The sequence below is a fragment of the Vibrio parahaemolyticus genome (genome assembly GCF_900460535.1).
Classification (GTDB): domain Bacteria; phylum Pseudomonadota; class Gammaproteobacteria; order Enterobacterales; family Vibrionaceae; genus Vibrio; species Vibrio parahaemolyticus.
On the sequence record NZ_UHIL01000001.1, the window covers coordinates 3,207,411 to 3,231,928 of the forward strand.

Annotated in this window: 20 protein-coding genes; 13 read left to right on the plus strand and 7 right to left on the minus strand. The window is 47.7% G+C overall.

Features of this window, described 5'->3' with window-relative positions; all coding sequences use genetic code 11:
* Nucleotides 1-22: 22 nt before the first annotated feature.
* The 10 genes from kdsD to mgtE all read left to right on the plus strand — a co-directional run bounded on the left by kdsD (nt 23) and on the right by mgtE (nt 7,859).
* On the plus strand, nt 23-994 hold the full coding sequence (gene kdsD / locus DYB02_RS16440; protein WP_005484881.1) for an arabinose-5-phosphate isomerase KdsD: 972 nt from the start codon (nt 23-25) through the stop codon (nt 992-994).
* 90 nt (nt 995-1,084) lie between these two features.
* A complete protein-coding gene (lptC, locus tag DYB02_RS16445; RefSeq protein WP_005467805.1) occupies nt 1,085-1,648 on the plus strand; it encodes an LPS export ABC transporter periplasmic protein LptC in 564 nt (187 codons plus the stop codon).
* Nucleotides 1,629-2,123, plus strand: a complete 495-nt coding sequence (gene lptA / locus DYB02_RS16450) for a lipopolysaccharide transport periplasmic protein LptA (protein WP_005467803.1) — start codon at nt 1,629-1,631, stop codon at nt 2,121-2,123. Before lptC ends, lptA begins: the two co-directional genes overlap by 20 nt.
* 1 nt (nt 2,124) lies before the next feature.
* Nucleotides 2,125-2,850, plus strand: coding sequence for an LPS export ABC transporter ATP-binding protein (lptB, locus tag DYB02_RS16455; protein ID WP_005467801.1), 726 nt, complete (start codon nt 2,125-2,127; stop codon nt 2,848-2,850).
* Nucleotides 2,851-2,900: 50 nt separating this feature from the next.
* The gene (locus DYB02_RS16460) at nt 2,901-4,367 is read left to right on the plus strand and encodes an RNA polymerase factor sigma-54 (protein WP_005484866.1); all 1,467 of its coding nucleotides are present in this window, start codon (nt 2,901-2,903) and stop codon (nt 4,365-4,367) included.
* 24 nt (nt 4,368-4,391) lie between these two features.
* Nucleotides 4,392-4,679, plus strand: coding sequence for a ribosome hibernation promoting factor (gene hpf / locus DYB02_RS16465; RefSeq protein WP_005467451.1), 288 nt, complete (start codon nt 4,392-4,394; stop codon nt 4,677-4,679).
* 2 nt (nt 4,680-4,681) lie between these two features.
* Nucleotides 4,682-5,128, plus strand: coding sequence for a PTS IIA-like nitrogen regulatory protein PtsN (gene ptsN, locus DYB02_RS16470; protein WP_005467453.1), 447 nt, complete (start codon nt 4,682-4,684; stop codon nt 5,126-5,128).
* A 14-nt stretch (nt 5,129-5,142) separates the two neighbouring features.
* Nucleotides 5,143-6,006, plus strand: coding sequence for an RNase adapter RapZ (gene rapZ, locus DYB02_RS16475; RefSeq protein WP_029804544.1), 864 nt, complete (start codon nt 5,143-5,145; stop codon nt 6,004-6,006).
* Nucleotides 6,007-6,008: 2 nt separating this feature from the next.
* Nucleotides 6,009-6,284 (plus strand): HPr family phosphocarrier protein, encoded by a 276-nt coding sequence (locus DYB02_RS16480; RefSeq protein WP_005468661.1) that lies wholly within the window; start codon nt 6,009-6,011, stop codon nt 6,282-6,284.
* Between the two features lie 219 nt (nt 6,285-6,503).
* Entirely contained in the window at nt 6,504-7,859 is a 1,356-nt protein-coding gene (gene mgtE / locus DYB02_RS16485) for a magnesium transporter (protein WP_005468659.1), read from the plus strand.
* 76 nt (nt 7,860-7,935) lie between these two features.
* Here mgtE and pmbA read toward each other — a convergent pair whose 3' ends face one another.
* Nucleotides 7,936-9,279, minus strand: a complete 1,344-nt coding sequence (gene pmbA, locus DYB02_RS16490) for a metalloprotease PmbA (RefSeq protein WP_005459755.1) — start codon at nt 9,277-9,279, stop codon at nt 7,936-7,938.
* Nucleotides 9,280-9,389: 110 nt separating this feature from the next.
* On the opposite strand from pmbA, the gene yjgA reads away from it, so the two are divergent.
* On the plus strand, nt 9,390-9,917 hold the full coding sequence (gene yjgA / locus DYB02_RS16495; RefSeq protein WP_005457057.1) for a ribosome biogenesis factor YjgA: 528 nt from the start codon (nt 9,390-9,392) through the stop codon (nt 9,915-9,917).
* A gap of 72 nt (nt 9,918-9,989) precedes the next feature.
* Here the strand turns inward: yjgA and DYB02_RS16500 are convergent, their stop codons facing one another.
* Both DYB02_RS16500 and rluA read right to left on the minus strand, forming a co-directional pair.
* Nucleotides 9,990-10,952, minus strand: a complete 963-nt coding sequence (locus DYB02_RS16500; RefSeq protein WP_029804543.1) for a D-2-hydroxyacid dehydrogenase — start codon at nt 10,950-10,952, stop codon at nt 9,990-9,992.
* Nucleotides 10,953-10,986: 34 nt separating this feature from the next.
* Nucleotides 10,987-11,739 carry a bifunctional tRNA pseudouridine(32) synthase/23S rRNA pseudouridine(746) synthase RluA gene (rluA, locus tag DYB02_RS16505; protein WP_005461846.1) on the minus strand — a complete coding sequence of 251 codons (753 nt, stop codon included), beginning with the start codon at nt 11,737-11,739 and terminating at the stop codon, nt 10,987-10,989.
* 327 nt (nt 11,740-12,066) lie between these two features.
* On the opposite strand from rluA, the gene DYB02_RS16515 reads away from it, so the two are divergent.
* Nucleotides 12,067-13,332, plus strand: a complete 1,266-nt coding sequence (locus DYB02_RS16515; protein ID WP_025552342.1) for an NRAMP family divalent metal transporter — start codon at nt 12,067-12,069, stop codon at nt 13,330-13,332.
* A gap of 69 nt (nt 13,333-13,401) precedes the next feature.
* Here DYB02_RS16515 and rapA read toward each other — a convergent pair whose 3' ends face one another.
* Nucleotides 13,402-16,311, minus strand: coding sequence for an RNA polymerase-associated protein RapA (gene rapA / locus DYB02_RS16520; RefSeq protein WP_005484912.1), 2,910 nt, complete (start codon nt 16,309-16,311; stop codon nt 13,402-13,404).
* A 557-nt stretch (nt 16,312-16,868) separates the two neighbouring features.
* Here rapA and DYB02_RS16525 point away from each other — a divergent pair.
* The gene (locus tag DYB02_RS16525; protein WP_005461836.1) at nt 16,869-18,245 is read left to right on the plus strand and encodes a PhoH family protein; all 1,377 of its coding nucleotides are present in this window, start codon (nt 16,869-16,871) and stop codon (nt 18,243-18,245) included.
* Nucleotides 18,246-18,315: 70 nt separating this feature from the next.
* On the opposite strand, the gene tldD is transcribed toward DYB02_RS16525, so the two are convergent.
* The 3 genes from tldD to DYB02_RS16540 are packed head-to-tail and all read right to left on the minus strand — an operon-like array spanning nt 18,316 to nt 24,507.
* A complete protein-coding gene (gene tldD, locus DYB02_RS16530; RefSeq protein ID WP_020835343.1) occupies nt 18,316-19,761 on the minus strand; it encodes a metalloprotease TldD in 1,446 nt (481 codons plus the stop codon).
* Nucleotides 19,762-19,772: 11 nt separating this feature from the next.
* Nucleotides 19,773-20,594: a carbon-nitrogen hydrolase family protein gene (locus DYB02_RS16535; RefSeq protein WP_029804036.1), complete on the minus strand. Its 822-nt coding sequence runs from the start codon at nt 20,592-20,594 to the stop codon at nt 19,773-19,775.
* A gap of 34 nt (nt 20,595-20,628) precedes the next feature.
* Nucleotides 20,629-24,507 (minus strand): YhdP family protein, encoded by a 3,879-nt coding sequence (locus DYB02_RS16540; protein WP_029804038.1) that lies wholly within the window; start codon nt 24,505-24,507, stop codon nt 20,629-20,631.
* Between the last annotated feature and the right edge of the window lie 11 nt (nt 24,508-24,518).

The window sequence follows — 24,518 nt, forward strand, 5'->3', positions numbered from 1 at the left end:
AGAGACAAATTGGAGCCCTGATATGTCCAATCCATTTGATTTTCGCGCTGCAGCTAAACAAGTTCTTGATATCGAAGTCGCGGCTCTGCAAGAGCTAGACAAATACTTTGATGAGCAGTTTGAACAAGCTTGCGAATTGATCCTTTCCAATAGCGGCAAAGTTGTCGTGATGGGTATGGGCAAATCAGGCCACATTGGCAACAAGATTGCAGCAACGCTTGCCAGCACAGGTACATCAGCGTTTTTCGTTCACCCGGGTGAAGCAGCGCATGGTGACTTGGGTATGATCAGCGCGGGTGACATTGTTATCGCCATTTCTAACTCTGGCGAGTCCCATGAAATCTTGTCTCTCTTCCCTGTTCTAAAGCGTTTAAACATTAAAATCATTAGCATGACGGGCAAGCCAGAATCCAACATGGCCAAACTGGCTGACTTGCACTTGCAAATCACTGTCCCTCAAGAAGCTTGTCCACTTGGCCTTGCACCAACCAGCAGTACCACAGCAACTTTAGTAATGGGCGATGCGCTAGCAGTTGCCCTACTTCAAGCGCGTGGATTCTCAGCAGAAGACTTCGCTCTCTCACATCCTGGTGGTGCTTTAGGAAGAAAATTGCTACTTAAGCTGTCTGATATTATGCACTTCGGAAATGCATTACCGAAAGTGTCTCCAGATGCGTTGATTCGCGATGCGCTTTTGGAGATTTCAGAGAAAGGTTTGGGAATGACAGCAATCGTGGACGAGCACGATGCTATGCTTGGTATATTCACCGATGGTGACTTACGCCGCACTTTGGATAAGCGCATTGATATTCATACCACGGCTATTGGTGAAGTCATGACGAAAAATCCAACCACGGCACATCCAGAAATGTTAGCAGTGGAAGGATTGAACTTAATGCAGAACAAAAACATCAACGCACTTATCCTATGCAAAGAAGATAAAATCGTTGGCGCATTAAATATGCATGATTTACTAAAAGCTGGTGTGATGTAATATCGGCAACACGAAACATTCAAACGATTGATTACACAGATTAAGGCAATAGTCAGGGAAGTACTGAGCTAAACAAAAGGCCTTTAATATATGAGTTTTACTCGCCTTATTTATTTGCTCTTGGTTTTCGTCGTCGCATGGTGTGGTTATTACCTGCTCACACCAAAAGGTAACGATGCAATTCAAGTAGCCCCAGACACCGAACTGCCATTGTTCAGTGGGACTGGTTTAGAAAACATCACCTATGGTGAAGATGGTGTACGTAGTTACATCATCCGCTCCAACAACTTAGATTACTATGCTAAGAGTGGAGAAACGATTTTTAACAGCCCTACCTTGATGGTTTACCGAGAAGGTAGCGTCGTCGAGTGGAAGGTAACAGCCACAAGAGCTGTTTTAGATGAAGACCAAGTGCTGACTTTGTACGACAAAGTCTTAATGCAAAACCTATTACCGGGCGCCAGTTTCGATACGATGGCGACCGATAAGTTGGTCATCAATCTAACCAATCGTGATTTTAAAGCCGATCAACAAGTAATGTTGGTTGGACCGCAATTTGAAACTACTGGAGGCGCGATGCAAGGAAACTTAAAACAGCACACCGCGACTCTAACAAATGAAGTTCAAGGTCGATATGAAACCGTTACACCTTAGTCTACTGGCACTAGTATTAGCAGCGCCTCAAGCGTTTGCACTTAAGTCGGATACTCAACAGCCGGTTTACATTAACTCTGACACCCAACAGGTGGACATGAAGAGTAACCAGGTCATTTTTAAAGGTGATGTCTCGCTTAAGCAAGGCAGCATCAATATCGATGCAGATAGAATTGTTGTCACTCGCGATCCAAAAACGGAAGCAATCAAACAAATTCAAGCATTTGGTAAGCCTGCGACATTTTCGCAGCTGATGGACGATGGTAAAACGTTAAGTGGTCAAGCAACCGAGCTCGATTACCGCATCTCGACTGACGAACTGACCATGAAAGGTCAAGCGCAGCTCGCTCAAGATGGTAACACCATCAAAGGCTCGTCGATTCGTTACCAAATCGGTCAACAGAAGTTGGTGGCTGACAGCTCTAAAAACGAGCGTGTAACCACGATTTTGCAACCAAATCAGATAGAGAACTAATATGGCGGTACTGAGTGCAAAAAATCTCGCAAAGAGCTACAAAAAGCGCAAAGTCGTCACCGATGTTAGCTTAGAAGTAGAGTCTGGTCAGATTGTGGGCTTACTTGGTCCTAACGGTGCCGGTAAAACCACCTCGTTTTACATGATTGTTGGTCTGGTGCCTCGTGATGAAGGCACCATCACCATTGACGACAAAGACATCAGTATTTTGCCAATGCACAGCCGCTCTCGCATGGGTATTGGCTATCTACCGCAGGAAGCGTCGATTTTCCGCAAACTGTCCGTGGAAGATAACATCATGGCCGTATTGGAAACTCGCCAAGAAATGACCCGCGAAGAGCGTCAGGACAAGCTGGAAGATTTGTTAGAAGAATTCCACATACAGCACATAAGAACCAGTGCGGGTATGGCACTATCGGGTGGTGAACGTCGCCGAGTCGAAATCGCTCGAGCTCTTGCGGCAAACCCACAATTCATTTTGTTGGATGAACCTTTCGCAGGTGTCGACCCTATTTCGGTTAATGACATCAAGAAAATCATCGAGCACCTACGCGATCGTGGCCTTGGTGTATTAATCACAGACCATAACGTACGTGAAACACTGGACGTATGTGAAAAAGCCTATATCGTAAGCCAAGGGCACCTCATTGCATCGGGAACTCCGGAAGAAGTTCTGAACAATGAACAGGTGAAACAAGTTTATCTCGGCGAACAATTCCGTCTATGATTACATTAGGAACGGTAAGATTCTGAGCATTACAAGGTAAGTAACACTGAATGAAACCTTCATTACAACTCAAGCTAGGTCAACAGTTAGCCATGACGCCACAGTTGCAACAAGCGATTCGCTTGCTGCAGTTGTCGACTCTCGATCTTCAACAAGAAATCCAAGAAGCGTTGGACTCAAACCCGCTATTGGAAGTTGAAGAAGGCCACGAAGAACCTCAAGCAAATGGTGAAGACAAATCAGCACTCGAAACTGCTGACAACAGTGCCAACGAGCCAACAGAAATCGAAGTTCCTGATAGTTCTGACGTCATCGAAAAATCCGAAATCAGCTCAGAGCTTGAAATCGACACAACTTGGGATGATGTCTACAGCGCAAATACGGGCAGTACCGGTTTAGCGTTAGACGATGATATGCCGGTCTACCAAGGCGAAACCACAGAATCGCTGCACGATTACTTAATGTGGCAACTCGACTTAACGCCTTTCAGTGAAACCGACCGTACGATTGCCATTGCCATCATTGATGCGATTGACGATTACGGCTATCTGACCCTATCTCCTGAAGAGATTCACGAAAGCTTCGACAACGAAGATATTGAGTTGGATGAAGTCGAAGCCGTGCGCAAACGCATCCAACAGTTTGACCCGCTTGGTGTGGCATCGCGGAACCTGCAAGAATGCTTACTACTGCAACTTGCAACCTTCCCAGAAGACACGCCTTGGCTTGCGGAAGCCAAAATGATTCTTGCCGATCACATCGATCACCTTGGTAATCGCGATTACAAACTGGTCATCAAAGAAACTAAGCTAAAAGAAGCGGATCTACGCGAAGTATTAAAACTGATCCAACAGTTAGATCCTCGTCCGGGCAGCCGCATTACCCCAGACGACACAGAATACGTCATTCCGGACGTATCGGTATTTAAAGATCATGGGAAATGGACCGTTTCCATCAACCCTGACAGCATTCCAAAGTTAAAAGTTAACCAACAATACGCTCAATTAGGCAAAGGCAACAGTGCGGATAGCCAGTACATTCGCAGCAATTTGCAAGAGGCAAAATGGTTAATTAAGAGCTTAGAGAGCAGAAACGAGACGCTACTCAAAGTTGCAAGATGTATTGTTGAACATCAACAAGATTTCTTCGAGTATGGTGAAGAAGCCATGAAGCCAATGGTACTCAATGATGTAGCCTTGGCGGTGGACATGCATGAATCCACAATATCTCGTGTTACGACACAAAAGTTCATGCATACGCCACGTGGCATTTTTGAATTGAAGTACTTCTTCTCCAGCCACGTCAGTACAGACAATGGCGGAGAATGTTCGTCAACAGCAATCCGTGCACTCATTAAGAAACTGGTCGCGGCAGAGAATACTGCTAAACCACTTAGTGACAGTAAGATTGCTGCTCTTCTGGCTGACCAAGGGATTCAGGTCGCAAGACGTACGATAGCTAAATATCGAGAATCCTTGGGTATTGCCCCTTCAAGTCAGCGTAAACGCCTACTTTAAGGCACTAACTGAAAAGGAAAGTCTATGCAAATCAATATTCAAGGCCATCACGTTGATCTTACCGATTCAATGCAAGACTATGTTCAATCTAAGTTTCAGAAGCTCGAAAGGTTCTTCGACCATATCAATCAAGTACAAGTTGTACTAAAAGTTGAAAAAATTAACCAAATCGCGGAAGCTACACTCCACGTAAATCATGGCGAAATCCACGCATCAGCCGATGACGAGAATATGTATGCCGCGATCGATTCGCTGGTAGATAAATTGGTTCGCCAACTTAATAAGCACAAAGAAAAACTAAACAGTCATTAATCATGCAACTGAGCGAAATACTGTCATTGGACTGCACGAAAAGTGCAGTCCACTGTACGAGTAAAAAACGCGCCCTCGAAATGATCAGCCAAATCGTCGCTGAACACACGGGCCAAGATTCTACCGAGCTGTTTGAGTGCATGCTCAACAGAGAGAAAATGGGCAGTACTGGTATCGGAAACGGTATTGCAATCCCACATGCACGAATGCAATCTAGCGACAAAGCCATTGCGGTACTTCTGCAATGCGATGAAGCAATTGAATTTGATGCGATTGACAATCGACCTGTCGACCTTTTATTTGCACTCCTTGTACCAGAAGAACAGTGCAAAGAGCACCTCAAGACTCTATCCTCTATGGCAGAACGTCTGAGCGACAAGCAAGTACTGAAATTGCTACGCAATGCTCAGAGTGATGAAGAACTCTACGACATCATGATTCACCAATAAGCAGGACGATCACCATGCGATTAATTGTTGTTAGCGGGCACTCTGGTGCAGGCAAAAGTATTGCGTTGCGCGTGCTAGAGGACTTAGGGTACTACTGTATCGACAACCTACCAGTAAACCTATTGGATGCGTTTGTGCACTCCATCGCTGACAGCAAGCAAAATGTTGCGGTGAGCATTGATATCCGCAACATCCCCAAAAAGCTCAAAGAATTGACTGGCACGTTAGAGCAGCTAAAAACTGAACTCGATGTAACCGTACTTTTCTTAGACGCCAATAAGGAAACCTTGCTCAAACGCTACAGCGAAACTCGTCGTATCCACCCGCTATCATTAGGCGGTCAGTCTCTATCGCTCGAGCAAGCTATCGAGCGAGAAAAAGAGATCCTGACACCACTAAAAGCGCATGCGGATTTAATCCTCAACAGTAGCGGTCAGTCTTTGCATGAACTGAGTGAAACAGTTCGCATGCGAGTAGAAGGACGTGATCGCAAAGGCTTGGTGATGGTCTTTGAATCATTCGGCTTTAAATACGGCCTTCCGTCTGATGCAGATTACGTATTTGATGTGCGATTCCTACCGAACCCACACTGGGAACCTGCACTGCGCCCACTAACGGGTTTAGATGCTCCTATCGCTGCGTTTTTGGAACAGCACCAGTCGGTATTGAGTCTCAAGTACCAGATAGAAAGTTTTATTGAAACTTGGCTACCTTTGCTCGAAAAAAATAATCGCAGCTATCTCACCGTAGCCATTGGCTGTACTGGCGGCAAGCACCGCTCAGTGTATTTAACCCAACAGATTGGCGAGTACTTTGCGGATAAAGGGCATCAAGTTCAGATTCGTCACACCTCGCTCGAGAAAAATGCTAAGGAGTAGCAGTGGAGTTAAGTCGTAAAGTATTGATTCAAAATCGTCTTGGGTTACACGCGCGCGCCGCAGTTAAGTTGGTAGAACTTGCGCAAAGCTTTGATGCTGTAGTAACCATCGACAATGAAGAAGACAAAACCGCCACCGCAGACAGCGTGATGGGGCTGCTGATGTTGGAATCGGCTCAAGGACAATACGTAACGATTCATGCCACAGGCGATCAAGCAGAGTTGGCACTCGACGCTGTATGTCATCTGATTGAAGACAAGTTTGACGAAGGCGAGTAATTTACTCGCTTTCTTAGTTCCAATCTCTAGCCTCCAAACTGAATAGAGCGCAATCCCCTTTCCTAGCTAAAAAGTACAGCGATATCTCTCCCAAATCTTTGCGACTGCTCTGGTCACTCAACAAATAATTTTGTCCTGTTTCACAAGTTGTTATTAAAAGGTGCCTAGAATTAAGTTATTATTCAAAGCATTGTAAATATCAGGAATTGGGAGGAACGAATGGCAGAGCAAATAGAATTCGACCAAGCTCACCAAGCCCTCCAAGAAGTCACAGAAGCGCTGGAAAACGGCCGCTTCGTCCATGTTCGTCGTCAGCTTCAGGACATGGAACCTGAGGATATTGCTCACCTTTTAGAAGCATCCCCACGTAAAAGCCGTGAAGTTCTTTGGCAACTTACCGACCCCGAAGATTATGGTGAAATTCTTGACGAACTAAACGAAGACGTTAAAGACAGCCTTGTATCAAAAATGGCTCCCGAAGACCTTGCAGAGGCGACGGAAGGCATGGATACCGATGACGTTGCGTACGTCCTACGTAGCTTGCCAGATGATCTTTCTCGTGAAGTTCTCTCCCAAATGGATTCAGCAGATCGTGCTCGCGTCGAGACGGCACTGTCTTATCCTGAAGACACCGCTGGTGGGTTGATGAACACGGACGTTATCACGATTCGTGGTGACGTTGATGTCGACGTAGTCCTGCGTTATCTGCGTATGAAGGGCGAGTTGCCTGAAGCCACCGATGCGCTCTACGTGATTGATGACGAAAGCAAACTGATTGGCGAACTCCCAATCACGACACTTATCACGACCCAACCCGACGTAAAAATTATCGACGTCATGGAAGATGCTGACGATGCGATTACCGTTGACACCAGTGACTCAGACGTTGCTAGCCTGTTTGAACGTCGTAATTGGGTGTCAGCACCCGTAGTGGATGAAAACCAGCACCTTGTCGGTCGTATCACCATCGATGACGTGGTTGACGTTATTCGTGAAGACGCCGAACACTCAATGATGAGTATGGCGGGTATGGATGATGACGAAGATACCTTCGCTCCCGTCTTCAAATCCGCGCGTAAACGAAGTGTTTGGCTCGGAGCCAATGTCCTAGCTGCATTAGCTGCTGCTTCGGTTTCCAACATGTTTGAAGCCACGCTGGACCAAATGGCGGCAATTGCGGTCTTGATGACCATCGTGCCATCCATGGGTGGTGTTGCAGGTAACCAAACCGTTGCACTAGTTATTCGTGGCCTTGCTTTAGGTCATATCGGTGACTCGAACAAACGTGAACTGTTGATGAAAGAAGCCGCGATCGGTTTGCTTAACGGCATCATGTGGGCGTTGATCATCGGTGGTATCGTTGTGGTTTGGAAAGGTAACTGGATGCTCGGAGGTATCATCTCTGCCGCCATGTTGACCAACCTGTTCGTGGCCGGGGTTGCAGGGGTAACCATCCCTGTCCTTCTGAAGAAGATGAATATCGATCCTGCCCTTGCTGGCGGTATGGCACTGACGACTGTCACTGATGTGATTGGCTTGTCTGTTTTCCTCGGTCTCGCAACCTTGCTGATCTAAGCCAGTAACCAACAATGAGCATTAAAAAAGCCTGATGAACACATCAGGCTTTTTGGTATTTCCGCGCTAGTAACTATTATTCACCTGCGACTTTCATTGTGTCGAGCAAGATAGAACCGGTTTGGATTTGTGAGCGTGTTTCAATATCACTACCAACTGCCACAATCTTGGTGAACATGTCTTTTAGATTACCGGCGATGGTAATTTCAGAGACTGGGTATTGGATTTCACCGTTCTCAACCCAGAAGCCTGCCGCACCGCGAGAGTAATCACCCGTTACCACGTTCACACCTTGGCCCATCACTTCTGTTACCAAAAGGCCTGTGCCTAATTCCTTCAGCATTTGCTCAAAGTTTTGGCCTGTCGACTTCACGTACCAGTTGTGAATACCACCAGCGTGACCGGTTGGATCCATCTTCATCTTGCGAGCGGCATAACTGGTCAGTAGATAGGTCGCCAACACACCATCGGTAATGATTTCACGATCTTGCGTATAAACGCCTTCACTATCGAATGGGCTGGAAGCCAAACCGCGCAATACATGCGGACGCTCTGAAATATTGAACCATTCAGGCAAGACTTGTTTACCCAAATGATCCAGTAAGAAAGAAGATTTGCGGTACAGATTGCCACCGCTGATCGCCATCACTAGGTGACCAATCAAGCCAGTTGCCACATCTGCCGCAAACATAATTGGGTATTGGCCCGTTTTCAATCGTTGAGCATCCAGTCGGCTTACAGTATTTTCCGCCGCTTTGCGGCCGACGGTTTCTGGCGTCCACAAATCATCACGATGGCGGGCAACGGTATAGCTGTAGTCACGTTCCATTTCGCCATTTTTGCCTACGCCAATAACGCAGCAGCTTGTGCTGTGGCGGCTAGACGCGTAGCTTGCTAACAAACCATGGCTGTTTCCGTAGACTTTGACGCCGTAGTGGCTATCGTAGCTTGCACCGTCACTTTGCTTGATTGCATCGCTGTAGCTTAGCGCTTCTTTCTCAGCGGCAATCGCCACTTGCGCTGCGTAGTCTGGGTCTGGAGAGTCTGGGTGGAAAAGGTCAAGATCTGGCACCTCTTTCACCATAAATTCTTTCGGCGCTGGGCCTGCGAATGGGTCTTCAGATGTGTAATGAGCGATATCAAGCGCGGCATTCACTGTCTGTTCAATCGCCGCTTCACTCAAATCAGATGTGGAAGCGCTGCCCTTACGTTGGCCTCGGTAAACGGTAATGCCAAGCGCACCATCACTGTTGAACTCGACATTTTCTACATCACCCATTCGAGTGGAAACACTCAAACCTGTGCTTTTAGTAATTGCGACTTCTGCTGCATCCGACTTCGCCGACGCGAGCTCCAATGCTCGTGCCACGGCTTGCTCTAGCTCGGTACGTTGCTCAGCAACCTGCTGTTTAATATCCATTGTCTTTCACATCTTGTATTCAATACGCAATAGAATAACAAGAATTTCGCTTTCTCCCCACGATTCTTGTTAAAATAGTCATAATATTAATCAAAACACAGGCAACTGAAATGGCACGTAAGAATCAAAAAGCGCCATGGGAACCAGAAGAAGAGATCATCTGGGTAAGTAAATCCGAGATGAAGCGAGACATGGAAGAGCTGCAAAAGCTTGGCGAAGAGCTTGTCGGCCTAAAGCCAGCAGTTCTCGAAAAGTTTCCATTGAGCGAAGACCTGCGAGAAGCAATTGCCGATGCACAGCGCTTTAAGAACGAAGCGCGTCGTCGTCAGCTACAACGTATCGGTAAATTGATGCGTTATGAAGACCCAGAACCAATCCAAGCGGCATTGGACAAAGTACGCAACAAACACTCACAAGCAACAGCAGCGCTGCATAAACTTGAAATGCTGCGTGATCGCGTTGTGGAAGAAGGCGACAAAGCCATTGATGACGTAATGGAGTTGTACCCAGAAGCGGATCGTCAGCGTCTACGCCAACTTGCACGCCAAGCAGCGAAAGAGAAAAAAGCCGGTAAACCAGCAAAATCTTACCGTGAAATTTTCCAAATCCTGAAAGCGTTAAACGAAGAAGAAATCTAATCTTCCTTCGTAAACCATAAAGACAAAGCAGACCACTAGGTCTGCTTTTTTAATGCGGATAATCAACGCCCACTAAGCGAGGCGATTGAGGAGCTCTCCGCGCTGAAACGCGTTAATGTTCTCAATCAGAATGTCAGCCAAGCGTTGAATCGACGAATCACTTCCCCACGCAACATGAGGCGTTAACAGCAAATTCGGTAAGTGAATATTAGCGATCAGAGGGTTGCTCTCATCGGCAGGCTCCTGAGTAAATACATCAAAACCCGCAGCTGCGATCTCACCCTGTTTTAGCGCATCCACCAACGCTTGCTCATCAACCAAACCGCCACGACCGGTGTTGAGTAGAATCGCGTTTGGTTTCATTTGCTGTAACTCGGCTTTGCCAATCAAATTCTGCGTATGCTCGTTAAGCGGACAGTGCAAAGTCAACGCGTCAGAGTGTTTCAACACTTCCTCAAATGGCACATAACCTGGTCGACATCCTGCCGCCCCTTTACGCTCCGCAAATAAAACGGTCATACCTAGCGCTTGAGCCAGATTCGCCGTGGCTTGCCCCAATGCACCACTACCGACGACACCTAGCGTACTGCCGCCAACATCCCCGATGGAATGAGTAAAAAAGCAGAACTGCTTATTACGCTGCCATTCGCCAGCCGTAATGTCTTGATGGTACCCAAACAAGTTTCGACGCAAAGCAAACAACATCGCGATCACATGCTCAGGCACAGATCGAGTGGCATAACCACGTACGTTCGCGACTGCAATGCCATGTTCAGCACAATAGTTCACGTCGACATTGTTAAACCCTGTCGCCGCAACGGCAATCATCTTGAGCTGAGGCAGCTGCGAAAGTACCGATTGATCCAACACCACTTTATTGCTGATGACGATATCGGCATCAGCCAAGCGCTCAACCACGAACTCAGGCGGTGTCAGTTCATACTCCATCCAATGATGAGGAAACTCAGGGCGCGGGACTTGAATGTGATTGGGAATGGTGGCACGGTCGAGAAAGACCACTTTAGGCAGTGACATAACGGCTCCTTGTTCACTGCCTAATGAAATCTATTTATGGGCGTGGCAGTGTTTTGTAATCAGGTAATTTACGCTCTGGATCGAAATAGTCAAAGATCATCTCTTCGGCTTCCGGGTAAAAGTCACACGGAACAAAAATACTGCGGAGCCAGTGACTTTTCGGGTGGTAGAAGCTCAGTTCAGAAGCGTGCAGTTCCAAACGCTCAGAGAAGGCTTTGGCTTCTTCGGTCGCGTAGAACTCGTCACCAACAATAGGGTGACCCAACGCTTGCATGTGCACACGCAATTGATGTGATCGGCCAGTAATAGGCAGTAAGCGCACGATGGTCGTCTTTGTTCCGTCTTCGTGTTCTTCTCGCTTCGCGACTTGGAAGAGAGTTTTTGATGGCTTACCATCTTCAAAACACACTTTTTGCAGCGGACGGTTTGGCCAGTCACAGATCAATGGCAGATCGATTTCGCCCTCTTCCTGCTCGACATGACCCCAAACGCGTGCGTAGTAAATTTTATGCGTTAAGCGGAACTGGAACTGCTTTTTCAACGCACTTTCTGCTCGCTTGTTTTTAGCCAGTACCATCAATCCCGACGTCGACATATCTAAGCGATGCACGACTTGGATATCTGGGTACTCCTCCTGTAAACGACTCCACATGCTGTCATGGTGTTCTGCAAGACGTCCCGGAACTGACAACAAACCAGACGGCTTATTCACAGCCAAGATATGGTCGTCCTCAAAAACGATGTCGATCCAAGGATCTGTCGGTGGGTTGTACTCAAGCATTGCCATGGGTGGGATCTCTAGAAAATAAAAACGCCGCGATTATAACGAGGGCTCAGCCAAAACGCATTTTAATTTCGCGACCAATGAAAACACCAAAACCAACAGGGTTAATCAAGTCAATAAATTCGAAAAATAAAATAAAAACTGATTTGTAAATATAGTTTGACAAGTACTGCGGGAGTGATATTTATAGAGTGGTTACCCAAATAACTTTATTCCGTTCGGAAAAGCACCCCATAACATTAAATAAGGTTTCACGCCGTTTGGATTCCCGCGAACCGTTCTCGCGGGGAAGGTTATGCCGCTATACACAACATCAAAGGACAATAAGAAATGGAATCCGCCGTACCAGATCAACCCCAATCCAGAATATCGCTATTTTTCCGCTCACTTGGCCCAGGCATCCTAATGGCTTCTGCGGCGGTGGGTGGCTCTCACCTTGTAGCCTCAACCAAAGCGGGCGCCATCTATGGCTGGCAACTTGCCGCACTCATCCTGCTCGTAAACCTGTTTAAATACCCATTTTTCCGAGCTGGCGTGCAATACACGATGGGCACTGGGCTTACGTTAGTCGAAGGCTACGCGAGACTGGGTCGCCCTTACCTTTGGCTGTTTCTGTTCTTAAGTGTGGTGTCGGCGGTGATCAACACCGCAGCATTGTTGATGTTTAGTGCGAGCTTGCTGGGTTACTTCATTCCGTTTTCACTGTCGATGGCATCGTTGAGCATCATCGTTTTGGTCACGTGTTTGATCATTTTATTCGCCGGCCATTACAAAGCACTCGACACACTTTCGAAAGTGATCATGTCCGTGCTCACCATTGCAACGCTGCTTGCAGTTGCAATTGCGTTTGGTAACCCAGTGGAACCCGTCGCGAACTTTGAATCGCCTTCCCCTTGGTCAATTGCGGCAATTGGTTTCATCGTGGTTACGATGGGGTGGATGCCAGCACCAATTGAGATTTCGTGTTTAACCTCAGCGTGGCTAAAGCGCCAGTCGAGTCAGCAAGAAGTGACACCGCGCTCTGCTCTGTTTGACTTCAACGTTGGCTACATCGGTACAGCCGTTTTGGCGCTAGTGTTTGTTTCGCTCGGTGCGTTAATGCTGCACGGTTCTGGAATTGAACTGAAGAGCTCCGGGGTAGGCTTCTCGCATCAGTTGGTTGGCTTGTACGCTTCGACCATCGGTGAATGGTCACGTTACTTAATCGCAGTGATCGCTTTCTTCTGTATTTTCGGCAGCACAATTACTGTTATTGACGGTTACTCGCGCGTAATTGCCGACTCACAACGCCTGTTGCGTTCTCAAGTGGAAACTGATCCAAAAGCAACGTCGGCGATTATGTTGGCGGTATCATTGCTGGCGCTGGGTATCGTCGTATTCTGGGCATCGGCACTGCTGCCTATGCTCGACTTCGCGATGGTTCTGGCGTTTATGACGACACCATTCTTCGCGCTACTGAACTACATCTTAGTGAGCAAAACGGACTTGCCGGAACCGCTGGCGGTGGGACGCAAATTGAAATGGCTATCGATTGCTGGGCTCATTTACTTGTTTGGCTTCTTAGCTTTGTTTATTTGGTGGAAGTGGTTGATGTAATCCGCAGGCAAACCGCAGATAAAGAAAAAGGTCTTCGATTGAAGACCTTTTTTAATGCGTTTTACGCGATTAGTTGTGGCTCACCACGATCAGACGGAGCGAGTCGAGCTGCACTTGAGCTTGATTGATGTAACCAGTCAGCTCTTTGATTTGCGCTTCAATCGCTTCAATCTCTTCATCACGAATGTTTGGGTTCACCGCTTTCAAAGCTTGTAAACGCTCTAGCTCCGCATTCAAGCTTTGCTGCATATCTTGCTGCGCTTGCTTACGAACGGCTTCCACTTTCTCTTCAACCAGCACATCACCCGCTTCAATCAAACGGTGCACATCTTTTTGCACAGACGTCACCAGCTTGCTGCCAAGATGACGGTTTACTGGGCTAAGTTGACGGTTGAAACCTTCAAACTCCACTTGAGCCGACAGATCGTTACCACGCGAGTCCATCATCAGACGGATTGGCGTTTTCGGTAAGAAACGAGTGATACCGCTGCGTTTTGGTGCTTGCGCATCTACCGCGTAAATCAGTTCAAGCAGAATCGTACCAACTGGCAACGCCTTGTTTTTCAACAAAGATACCGCAGAAGTACCCACACCTTCACTCATCAGAAGATCGATACCACCTTGGATCATTGGGTGTTCCCAACTGATGAAGTGCATGTCTTCACGAGAAAGCGCGGTATCGCGATCAAAAGTGATCGTTGCCCCTTCGTATGGCAAACCAGGGTAGCTTGGCACCATCATGTGCTCTGATGGCGTCACCACCAGTGCATTTTCGCCTTTGTCGTCTTGGTTCAAACCAATCGTATCAAACAGAGAAAGCGCAAACGTGACTAAGTTTGTATCACCATCGGTTGATTCAATTTTCTCCACGATTTGCTGAGCTTTTTCGCCGCCGTTAGAGTGCATTTCTAGCAAGCGGTCACGACCTTGCTCTAGTTGCGATTTCAATTCTTTGTTCAGCTTCGCTGATTCTTCGATGATCTCATCCAGAGTGCTGGTATCTCCTGACGCCAGAATCTCAATCAGGGCGTCTGAGTACTTGTCGTAAACCGCACGACCTGTCGGGCAGGTTTCCGCAAAGGCGTTCAAACCTTCATCGAACCAACGCGCTAGGATCGCTTGCGATGTGCCTTTCAGGTAAGGAACATGAATGTCGATATCTCGGTTTTGACCGATACGGTCCAAACGACCAATACGTTGTTCAAGCAAGTCTGGGTTGAATGGCAAGTCGAACATCACCAATTGGTTGGCAAATTGGAAGTTACGACCTTCAGAACCGATTTCGCTACAGATCAGAACCTGTGCACCGCCTTCTTCTTGCGCAAAGTAAGCCGCAGCTTTGTCGCGCTCAAGAATCGACATGCCTTCGTGGAAGACCGTCGCACGGATGCCTTCGCGTTCACGCAGCGCTTGCTCCAATTGCAATGCCGTGCTCGCACGAGAAGCAATCACGAGAATCTTCTCGCCGCGTTTCTCTTTTACTTTTTCAAGTAGCCAATTCACACGTGAGTCAAACTGCCACCAGCTTGCGTCATCGCCTTCAAATTCTTGGAAAATTTCTTCCGGGTACAGGTTCTTCATCGCACGCGCTTCAGAACTCATCTTACCGCCAATCATCCCTGCCACACGCATTGACGTGGTGTACTGCTGTGGGATATCCATCGGCATAAGATGCACATTACGCGTTGGGAAACCTTTGATTGCCGCACGCGTGTTACGGAACAAAACACGCCCCGTACCGTGACGGTCCATTAGGTTATCGATAAGCTCTTGGCGCGCTGATGCTTTCGCCTCTTCATCGCTGTTGCTTTCGATAATGCGGAAAAGAGGTTCTACGTCTTGTTCAGACAACAGCTCAGTGATCTGGTTTTTCGCTTCATCAGGCAGCTTTTCGCCTGAGAATAGTGAAGTAATCGCATCCGCTACAGGCGCGTATTGCTCTTCTTCCTCGACGAACGCTTCGTAATCATAGAAACGATCGGGATCCAGCAGGCGTAGACGAGCAAAGTGGCTTTCACGACCAAGCTGTTCTGGCGTTGCTGTCAGTAGCAACACGCCCGGAGTACGTTCAGCCAAGCCTTCTACCACTTGGTATTCACGGCTTGGTTTGTCTTGGCTCCACTCAAGGTGATGCGCTTCATCGACAACAAGCAGATCCCATTCGCCTTCTAGCGCTTGTTCAAAACGCTTGCGGCTCTTACGTAGGAAATCGAGAGAACACAGCACGTATTGCTGAGTATCAAATGGGTTTTCAGCGTCCGCGAATGCTTCAATACAACGCTCTTCGTCGAAGATAGAGAAATGCAGATTGAAACGACGCATCATCTCAACTAGCCATTGGTGTTGCAGTGTTTCAGGCACCACAATCAAAATGCGTTCAGCACGACCAGACAGCACTTGCTGGTGAATGATCATGCCCGCTTCAATGGTCTTACCCAAACCTACTTCATCCGCCAACAAAACGCGTGGCGCGTGACGGCGACCGACTTCGTGCGCGATGTAAAGCTGATGAGGGATCAAACCTGCTCGCATACCACACAAACCACGCATTGGGCTCTTGTGCTGTTCAAACTGGTTGGTTAGCGCACGGTAACGAAGAACGAAGTTGTCCATGCGGTCGATTTGACCCGCATACAACTTATCTTGAGGTTTGTTGAAACGAATTTGGTTGCTAAGGAAAATCTCACGCAGAACAACTGCGGTTTCTTGCGTGTCTTCACGAGTACCGAAATAGGTGTACAGACCTTCATCTTCCAGTACTTCTTCAACTTTCAGAGACCAACCTTCTTGGCAATCGATGACATCACCGACGTTAAACGTTACTCGGGTAACAGGAGCATCGTTACGTGCGTAAACTCGGTTTTCCTCTGACGCTGCAAACATCAATGTCACAGTACGAGCATCCATTGCTACTACGGTACCTAAACCTAAATCGCTTTCCGTATCGCTAATCCAGCGCTGCCCCAAAGCAAATGTCATGAATTGACTACCTCGTTATTAGTTCTTGATTCGTATTTCTTGTTGGTCTACTCACACCCGAGGGCATGGATAATAGTTTAGATCTGATTCTGGCTTCTGCTATGCACATTGAGCTCGTCATGCGAGTGTGGACTGAACATTTTTAAGTCAGCTCAACATGATAAATCGGACGTAGCCTATGCGCAGAAAAAGGTCGCTAATCTTACTTGAAGCTGTGATTTAGGTCACGCCGAAACCGCACCAAGCGGAAACTTTTTTTCCCAAATTACAAATGCAATCAAATTGTAAAAAACTCATGCCAATTATTAACTTGTTGGAAGTAAATATTACGTATACTTCTAATGAGGGGCGCTTAAAGACATTGCATATAATTTGAGCGCATTAGTACACGATTAGGATCAACACGGGTTTGCAGTAAGTTGTCTTGCTACTCGGTTGCTAACTAACCGACGATAGCCCGATAACCTCTATTGCAAGCAATCAGAGTTAGGTCATTTCTTATGTTGAATTTGGCTTAGCCACTCGCAAGCAAAGCCGCGCTGCGGCAAGGAGACGCTATGGGCGATACCGATCGGAAACTGTTTGTACTTGATACCAACATCCTTCTTCATGAACCCTTCGCCATCTTCTCTTTCCAAGAACACGATGTCGTCATCCCTATGACCGTGTTGGAAGAACTCGACCGAATTAAAGACAGCAAACGCGATGTCGCAAGAGACGCACGCGTAGCTATTCGCGCTTTGGAAGATCTCTTTAAAGACGCAACGCCAGATGAAATTTCAGAAGGCATTCCCGTATCGAAAGAAAAACCAGACCAAGGCTCTATTTCCATTTTGGCGGATTTTGAATTGCAGGAAACCGTCAAAGCTTTCGCCGACAAAGCCGGTGACAACCGTATTCTCAACGCGGTGCTTTATCTGCAAAACAAACGAGCACCACGAGAAGTCGTGCTTATCACAAAAGACATCAACATGCGTCTGCGCGCGAAAGGAGCTGGAGTTCGCTTTGTTGAAGACTACCGAACCGACCAACTCATCGACGACATTCAATACCTCACTAAAGGCTTCCAGCAACGAGAAGGCGATTTCTGGAGCGGAATTGATGAAGTTGAAAGCTACGCGTTGGGGGGAAAAACCTACCACAAACTCAGTCGTGAGCCCTTTGACCCAACGTTCATCAACCAATACGTCATTGATGAAGACAGCGATTTTGCAGGCCGCGTTGAAACCATCAATGAAGACAAGCTAACCCTACTCGACCTAAGCCGAGAACGCATGATGCACCGCCGAGCTTGGGACATCACACCAAAAAACATTTATCAGGCCATGGCACTCGATGCCCTGCTCGACCCTGACATTGATTTGGTGATCCTCACTGGTGCGGCGGGTAGTGGTAAAACGCTATTGGCCATGGCAGCTGCGCTCGAGCAAACTATTGAAAAAGGCATGTTTGATAAAATCATCGTCACGCGTAACACGCCAGACATTGGTGAGTCGATTGGCTTCTTACCAGGCTCAGAAGAGGAAAAAATGATGCCTTGGCTGGCGGCGGTAACCGATACTTTGGAGGCGCTGCATAAGCACGATCACTGCACCGAAGGCTCGTTGAAATACATCTGCGATAAAGCCAACATTCAGTTTAAGTCGATCAACTTTATGCGTGGCCGTTCGATTCAAAATGCGTTTGTGTTGCTTGATGAGTGTCAAAACCTCACAGCATCACAAATCAAAACCATCATCACCCGCTGCGGTGAAGGAACCAAAATCGTCTGCTCCGGTAACTTGGCGCAGATTGACTCACATTACCTCACCCCAGTGACGTCAGGTTTGACCTACATGGTCGAACGCTTCAAGAACTTTGAAGGCAGTGCGAACATTCACCTCAACGGCGTGGTTCGTAGCCGCTTGGCAGAGTTTGCAGAAGAAAACCTCTAACCCACATCGATTCACGCACAAAGTAAAAGAGCGCTCCAATGAGCGCTCTTTTTATCAAGGTTCGAGTGATTTACTCGGTGCCACCAACAGTCAGTGAATCAAGCTTCAACGTTGGCTGACCAACGCCTACTGGCACGCTTTGCCCTGCTTTACCACAAACGCCAACACCTTTATCGATGCTTAAGTCGTTACCGACCATCGAAACTTGCTGCATCGCTTCAATGCCTGAACCGATTAGAGTTGCCCCTTTGACGGGACGAGTCACTTTACCATCCTCAATCAAATACGCTTCTGATGCAGAGAACACGAACTTACCTGAGGTGATATCCACCTGACCACCACCGAAGTTAGGCGCGTAGATGCCTTTCTTCACGGTCGAGATGATTTCTTCTGGTGTGTGTTCACCTGGCAGCATGTAGGTATTAGTCATGCGTGGCATCGGTAAGTGCGCGTAAGATTCGCGGCGACCGTTACCCGTTGGGTTTACCCCCATTAGGCGCGCGTTCAACTTGTCTTGCATGTAGCCTTTCAATACGCCATTTTCGATCAGCGTGTTGTACTGACCATTCACACCTTCGTCGTCCACATTGAGTGAACCACGTAGATCTTTCAGCGTACCATCATCCACAATCGTACATAGCGATGACGTCACCTGCTGACCCATTTTGCCAGAGAATACCGACGACTCTTTGCGGTTGAAGTCCCCTTCTAAACCGTGACCTACCGCTTCATGCAGCAATACGCCCGGCCAACCAGAACCCAGAACTACAGGCATCATACCTGCAGGTGCAGCTTCTGCTTCTAGGTTAACTAACGCCATACGGATGGCTTCGTCCGCGAAGTGGAAGGCTTGCTTCACACCATCTGTTTCAGACAAGAAGAAATCGTAGCCAAAACGACCACCACCACCAGCACTGCCACGCTCGCGACGGTCACCTTTCTGTGCAAGTACACTGATGGATAGCCGAACAAGAGGACGAGTATCACCAGCGAAAGTGCCATCTGTAGCGGCAACTAGCATTTGCTCGTGCACGCCACTGATGCTGATAGAAACTTCTTTGATCAGAGGCTCTTTAGTGCGAATGTACGCATCCAAAGACATCAGTAACTCGGTTTTTTGTTGTTTTTCCCAGCTTGCTAGCGGGTTAACCGCATCATAGTAAGCTTGATTTTCCGAACGTTTGAATGCTTGAACTTTGCCATTTTGGCCCTGCTGCGCAATGCCTCGCGCTGCAATAGCACTTTGCTTCAAACCTTCCGGATTGATCTGATCTGAGTAGGCGAAACCGGTTTTTTCGCCCGTCACCGCACGCACACCAACACCACAATCAATGTTAAAAGAGCCATCTTTGATGATGCTGTCTTCTAGAACCAGAGACTCGTGCCAGCTGGACTGAAAGTAGATGTCCGCATAATCGATCTGGCGCGTAGCAATGCTGGCAAGCGTGTCAGCAATGTCCTGCTCTGTCAGACCATTTGGGGCAAGGAGTGCCTGTTCTATTTGGTTTGTGCTCATAGTTAGCTCTTTTATTTCCGTCTCAATTCATTTTGAAAGCGACTGTGTTGAGTCAGCGGCATATTCTGCCTTACTTGCTGGGTTTGTGACAAATCTATCTCTGCCACCAGCAAACCCACTTGGTCTTGAAGTTGTTTGTGAATGCGTCCCCAGGGGTCAATCACCATGGAATGCCCCCACGTTTTACGGCCGCAAGGGTGTGTTCCCGTTTGTCCACTGGCTAAAATCCAACATTGCGTTTCAATTGCTCGAGCTCGCAACAACACTTCCCAGTGAGCTTGCCCAGTAACCGCAGTAAACGCGGCGGGAACAACAATGACATCCGCCCCCGCTAAACGCAGTGCTTTGTACAATTCGGGGAAACGAACGTCGTAACAAATGCTCAAGCCGACGCTGCCGATATCCGTTTCTGCCACCACAATTTGGTTGCCCGCGGTAAAAGTATCTGACTCTCGGTAGCTGCCATGGCCATCTTCTACATCGACATCAAACATATGCAGCTTGTCATAATGGGCAATGCATTTTCCGTGAGGAGGTAAAAGGAGCGTCGTCGTTGTCACACCACGCGCGGTTTGAATCGGCATACTACCAACGACAAGCGTCAGTTGATGACTCTTCGCGATATTGGCTAAACGCTCTTGAATAGCACCGCTACCTAACGGCTCTGCATGTTGATGGTACTCTTCTCGACTGGCAAACAACACCGCATTTTCCGGCGTGAGCACCAGCTTCACTCCTTGATTGGCCGCCAAAGTACATTGCTGGTCAATAAAGTCCAAATTCGCCTGAATATCAGGCCCCGAAGTCATTTGAATGATGCCAACACGTTCCATGTGTTCTCTTCCTTCTACCACTTAGTCGGGCGATCTATTTAGCCTGCTCACGCAGTTTTTCTGGCAGCTTGTATTCGCCTTTACTACGTGAAATCTCTTTTACGGTTGGTGAATCTAACGGGCCTTTGACCTCGTAATTCACTTGGGTGAACACCTCTACAACTGGAGAAATTACCGTGGAAATCGCCAGCACGTACAGAGCGGTTTGAGGGGCTACCGCAAACGCCGTCAGCATTGGTAACCCTGACGTAATATCCGGCGTAAACTTCACTTCCGCATCCACCATTCTGCTGGTCATGTTTGCAATACCACGAATTTGCATTTCACCAGCTAGCGCATCCATCACAATATCATTGGTGATGAACACACCATCTTGGATTTTGCCTGTACCCGTGATGGAGTTGAACGCCATGCCTTTGTCGAATACGTCGGTAAAATCGAGCTGCATCTTACGAATGATGGAGTCCAAGCTAAATAGGCCAAGCAAACGCGCCGCGCCGCTGACTTCACTCACGACCCCTTTGCCAAACTCCGTCGAGACATTCCCCTGCAAGGTTGGTGTCTTCATCGACCAAGGCGCACCGTCCCAATTCATATTGGCGTTGATCTCAAATGGCGCTTGCTGGATCCCAGACGTGATACCAAAACGCTCCATCAGATCCGTGTTGTTATCGCCTTTCATTTTTAACGTCAGATTGGAATGGCTACGATCTTTGGTCAGCTCCCACCAACCATTCATATCGATGCGGTTTTTGCCGCTACTGAAGGTAATGTTTTTCCACTCCAAACGATCATCTTGACGCTGTAAGTCGACATTCACTTTGCCAACCTTGTAACCTTGCAACCAAAAATCGTCGATGCTCAACGTTAAGTTTGGCATCTCTGCGTGAAACTTGCGGTCAAAGTTGGTAATAAGTGGCGCATTCTGATCTTCACTAGCGAAAATCGAACTGCGCTCTTTGGTCATTTCCTCAAAGTCTGGCAAGTACAAATGCAGATGGTCTAGAGACACCGATAAATCGTACGGTTTGAGGTACGTTGCTTTGCCTTTCACCTCTTGACTATTCACGTCCAACTGCCAACTTAGGTTCTTTTTACTGGCGTTCAATGCCACATCGTGAAACTCAATGCCGCCCAATAACAAGTTCGGCGTTTCGACTTCAATACGCGTTGGTAAAGGAATCGTAGGCGTCTGCATGTTTGCCAGCACCGATTGCGCTTTACTCTCTGGCGTATCCAGTAACGTCGCCCACTTATCTAGGTTTAACTCATCTAGACGAATCGAAGCATCGTGCCCAACGACAGGGCTAATTTTAAAACCGCCTTTGCCTAACACTAAGTTGGTCGCGGTTAACACTGGCACATCGCCCGAGATATCAATTTCGGTCTGATATTTCGCATTTGGGATTTGTAAACGAGCCGAAATGCTCTCCTGATTCCCCGATGCTTGGAGTTTCGCCTGACCAGCTTCACCGACCTTTTTCGTCAATGGGTATGGGTATTCACTGGCTAATCGACCGAGCTGCGCCAACACATCCACTTGGTAAGTAAAACCCACATCGTTGAGCTGCAAGTCAATGTCCATTTGCCAAGGTGCATGACCGGAAACCAAGCTCAACCAACGTTCACCCAAATAAGGCTTGAGAGGCTCTACATCCCAATCACCTAAAGTATTGATGGTCACGTTGTAGCCTTGGTCCGCACTTTCGCCGTGGAAATCGAGTGAAATAGGCTGCGAGAGTAACTCTGCTGACAAGCCAGATGTCGTCACCACATCGTTGTCGAACTGAATGCGGCCTGTGGCTTTTTCTAGCGTCATTGGCGGCGCGTCAATATCAACACGGTTGTCTTTCAAATCCGCATAACCCCAAGCTCGCGCGTCTTTTTCCATATCAAAAGGAATGTTGAGCTGGAACTCGGAATACACCGGGCCACTGACTTGCAAGGCCGTCAAAGCGGCACCAACCGAGTCAACCAGCGGCGTAGCCATCATGTAGTCGCGAACTTCATTACCCGGAGCTGTGGCTTTAGCTTCAATTTCGATATGGCCATCTTCAGCCAATTCCGGAATGCGCCCCGTGATGCGTTTAGCGTGAACGCCATTTAACGTCGCCGATTTGGAATCCAGATACATGGCGTCGTTTTCAAACAATAGATCAAGCTGCAAGTCGGTAATGGTTGGCCACGCAGTATCAAAACTGAATTTCGCGTCTTTTAAGCCAACCCATGCCTGAAACATACCGTTGTGCTCTTTGTAAGGAAAATCTCCTAACTCGCCATACCACAGCAATTTGGCCGTATTTACTTTACCGCCTTGAATTGCGGTTGATAGGTAATCCGTCAGATCTTGACCTAATGCCAAGGTTGGCAAGTAACGCCAAGTTTCACCAGCGTTGTAGAGATCCGCCTCAGCATAAAACGATAGGAATGGGCTTTGCTCTTTAGGGAAATCGAGTCGAAATGCGCCCAACACTTGAAGGTCCGGAGTCGCAGCCGTGACTTTATCCGACCACAAACGCCAACCTGTCTCATCTTGCTGCCAGATGATGTCGACTTCGCCTTGCTTGATGTTCAATGGAGCTTGGAATACATCCCCGTACGGGAAAACATCATCAATGACCGTGACTTTCGCTTTCGCTTGCTTCAAGTCACCCGCAACGCTGCCTTGCACATGTTGAAAGCCCGGCAACAGTTCCCATTGAGTCATAGCTAACTCATCGAGATCTGCCGAATAACGCAACGTATCTAAGCCACCATTCATGGCTAAACGAATGTCTTCAACACGACCTTTCGGCGCTAATTTATTGAGTAAGTCACTGGTTGATTCCGATTCCGGCGCGAGCTTAACGAGTGGAATCAACGCCTCAATGTCGAGCTGAGAAAGGTTGAGCTTCCAACCATCTGGTTGCCAATCAAAAGCCGCATCAAGTTCAGGCCAGGATTTGTCATCGGTGCGAATTTGAAGTGAGTGACCATTTACTTTCCAACCTTGCTTATCAGGCAAGAGCTTAAACACTCCCGATTCGATAAACAGTTCATGGCGGCCATTTTCATTCCATACGAGCTCAGACGGTTGCAGCTCTACGTACGCATAATTAGGTTGGCTGTGTTTGAGAGTCAGCCAGGTATTCAAACTGACCTTGCCAGACTCCGCACCCGACTCTTCTTGCATGTAAGTGGTAAGCCAAGGCGTTACCGAGACATCTTGCGCACTCACGTAAAACTCACCAGACACATCACGCAGCGAACCATGATCTTTAAAGTTAGCATTTACTAACAGTGAATTCAGGCTAGCGTCTGCAATACTGACTGTGCCTTCCGCTAAGTGACGTTTGCCTTGGTTACTCCAGCGAAGCTGTTCGATATCGAGTCGACGAGTTTCGCCCGATACCGATTTGTACCAGACGCGTGAATTCGTAATGGTGAAGTCTTCAAACTGGCGCAGCAATAGTGAGTCCAGCTGATCAATCAGCTTAACTTCATTTTGGTCAACATCAGTGGTCGGCTCTTGATTGCTCGACGTAGGTAGAAGATCGACCGTGCGAATATCTAATGCCAAGTTATGAATGGTTAAGTCTGCCACGACGGGCTTAAACTGAAGTAACGATTGAATCAAATCGAATTCAATTTGAATTTCATCAACGGCGAATCGAGCTTCTTGGTTATTCGGTAAGTTAGCTTCTAAGCCGAGTAACGCGATAGAGGGATGGCTATTACGCCAAGAACCAGCAACGCTGGAGATAGAAAAGTCAAAACCTGTGCCTTGTTTGACCCAGGTTTTGATCTCATCTTGGAAGTGGTTAAGTTGTGGCAATGTGACGCGTAGAGTGGTCACTAGAATGGCTAAAAAAACCAAGACAGTGACTAACGTCCACGCGCAAAAACGCCCAAAACGGTTAAAACCAGAATTCACAAATGTTCCAA

Bases quoted from the DNA above. Each gene is read 5' to 3' on its own strand.
- kdsD (WP_005484881.1), top strand. From the start codon at position 23: ATGTCCAATCCATTTGATTTTCGCGCTGCAGCTAAACAAGTTCTTGAT.
- lptC (WP_005467805.1), top strand. From the start codon at position 1,085: ATGAGTTTTACTCGCCTTATTTATTTGCTCTTGGTTTTCGTCGTCGCA.
- lptA (WP_005467803.1), top strand. From the start codon at position 1,629: ATGAAACCGTTACACCTTAGTCTACTGGCACTAGTATTAGCAGCGCCT.
- lptB (WP_005467801.1), top strand. From the start codon at position 2,125: ATGGCGGTACTGAGTGCAAAAAATCTCGCAAAGAGCTACAAAAAGCGC.
- DYB02_RS16460 (WP_005484866.1), top strand. From the start codon at position 2,901: ATGAAACCTTCATTACAACTCAAGCTAGGTCAACAGTTAGCCATGACG.
- hpf (WP_005467451.1), top strand. From the start codon at position 4,392: ATGCAAATCAATATTCAAGGCCATCACGTTGATCTTACCGATTCAATG.
- ptsN (WP_005467453.1), top strand. From the start codon at position 4,682: ATGCAACTGAGCGAAATACTGTCATTGGACTGCACGAAAAGTGCAGTC.
- rapZ (WP_029804544.1), top strand. From the start codon at position 5,143: ATGCGATTAATTGTTGTTAGCGGGCACTCTGGTGCAGGCAAAAGTATT.
- mgtE (WP_005468659.1), top strand. From the start codon at position 6,504: ATGGCAGAGCAAATAGAATTCGACCAAGCTCACCAAGCCCTCCAAGAA.
- pmbA (WP_005459755.1), bottom strand. From the start codon at position 9,279: ATGGATATTAAACAGCAGGTTGCTGAGCAACGTACCGAGCTAGAGCAA.
- yjgA (WP_005457057.1), top strand. From the start codon at position 9,390: ATGGCACGTAAGAATCAAAAAGCGCCATGGGAACCAGAAGAAGAGATC.
- DYB02_RS16500 (WP_029804543.1), bottom strand. From the start codon at position 10,952: ATGTCACTGCCTAAAGTGGTCTTTCTCGACCGTGCCACCATTCCCAAT.
- rluA (WP_005461846.1), bottom strand. From the start codon at position 11,739: ATGGCAATGCTTGAGTACAACCCACCGACAGATCCTTGGATCGACATC.
- DYB02_RS16515 (WP_025552342.1), top strand. From the start codon at position 12,067: ATGGAATCCGCCGTACCAGATCAACCCCAATCCAGAATATCGCTATTT.
- rapA (WP_005484912.1), bottom strand. From the start codon at position 16,311: ATGACATTTGCTTTGGGGCAGCGCTGGATTAGCGATACGGAAAGCGAT.
- DYB02_RS16525 (WP_005461836.1), top strand. From the start codon at position 16,869: ATGGGCGATACCGATCGGAAACTGTTTGTACTTGATACCAACATCCTT.
- tldD (WP_020835343.1), bottom strand. From the start codon at position 19,761: ATGAGCACAAACCAAATAGAACAGGCACTCCTTGCCCCAAATGGTCTG.
- DYB02_RS16535 (WP_029804036.1), bottom strand. From the start codon at position 20,594: ATGGAACGTGTTGGCATCATTCAAATGACTTCGGGGCCTGATATTCAG.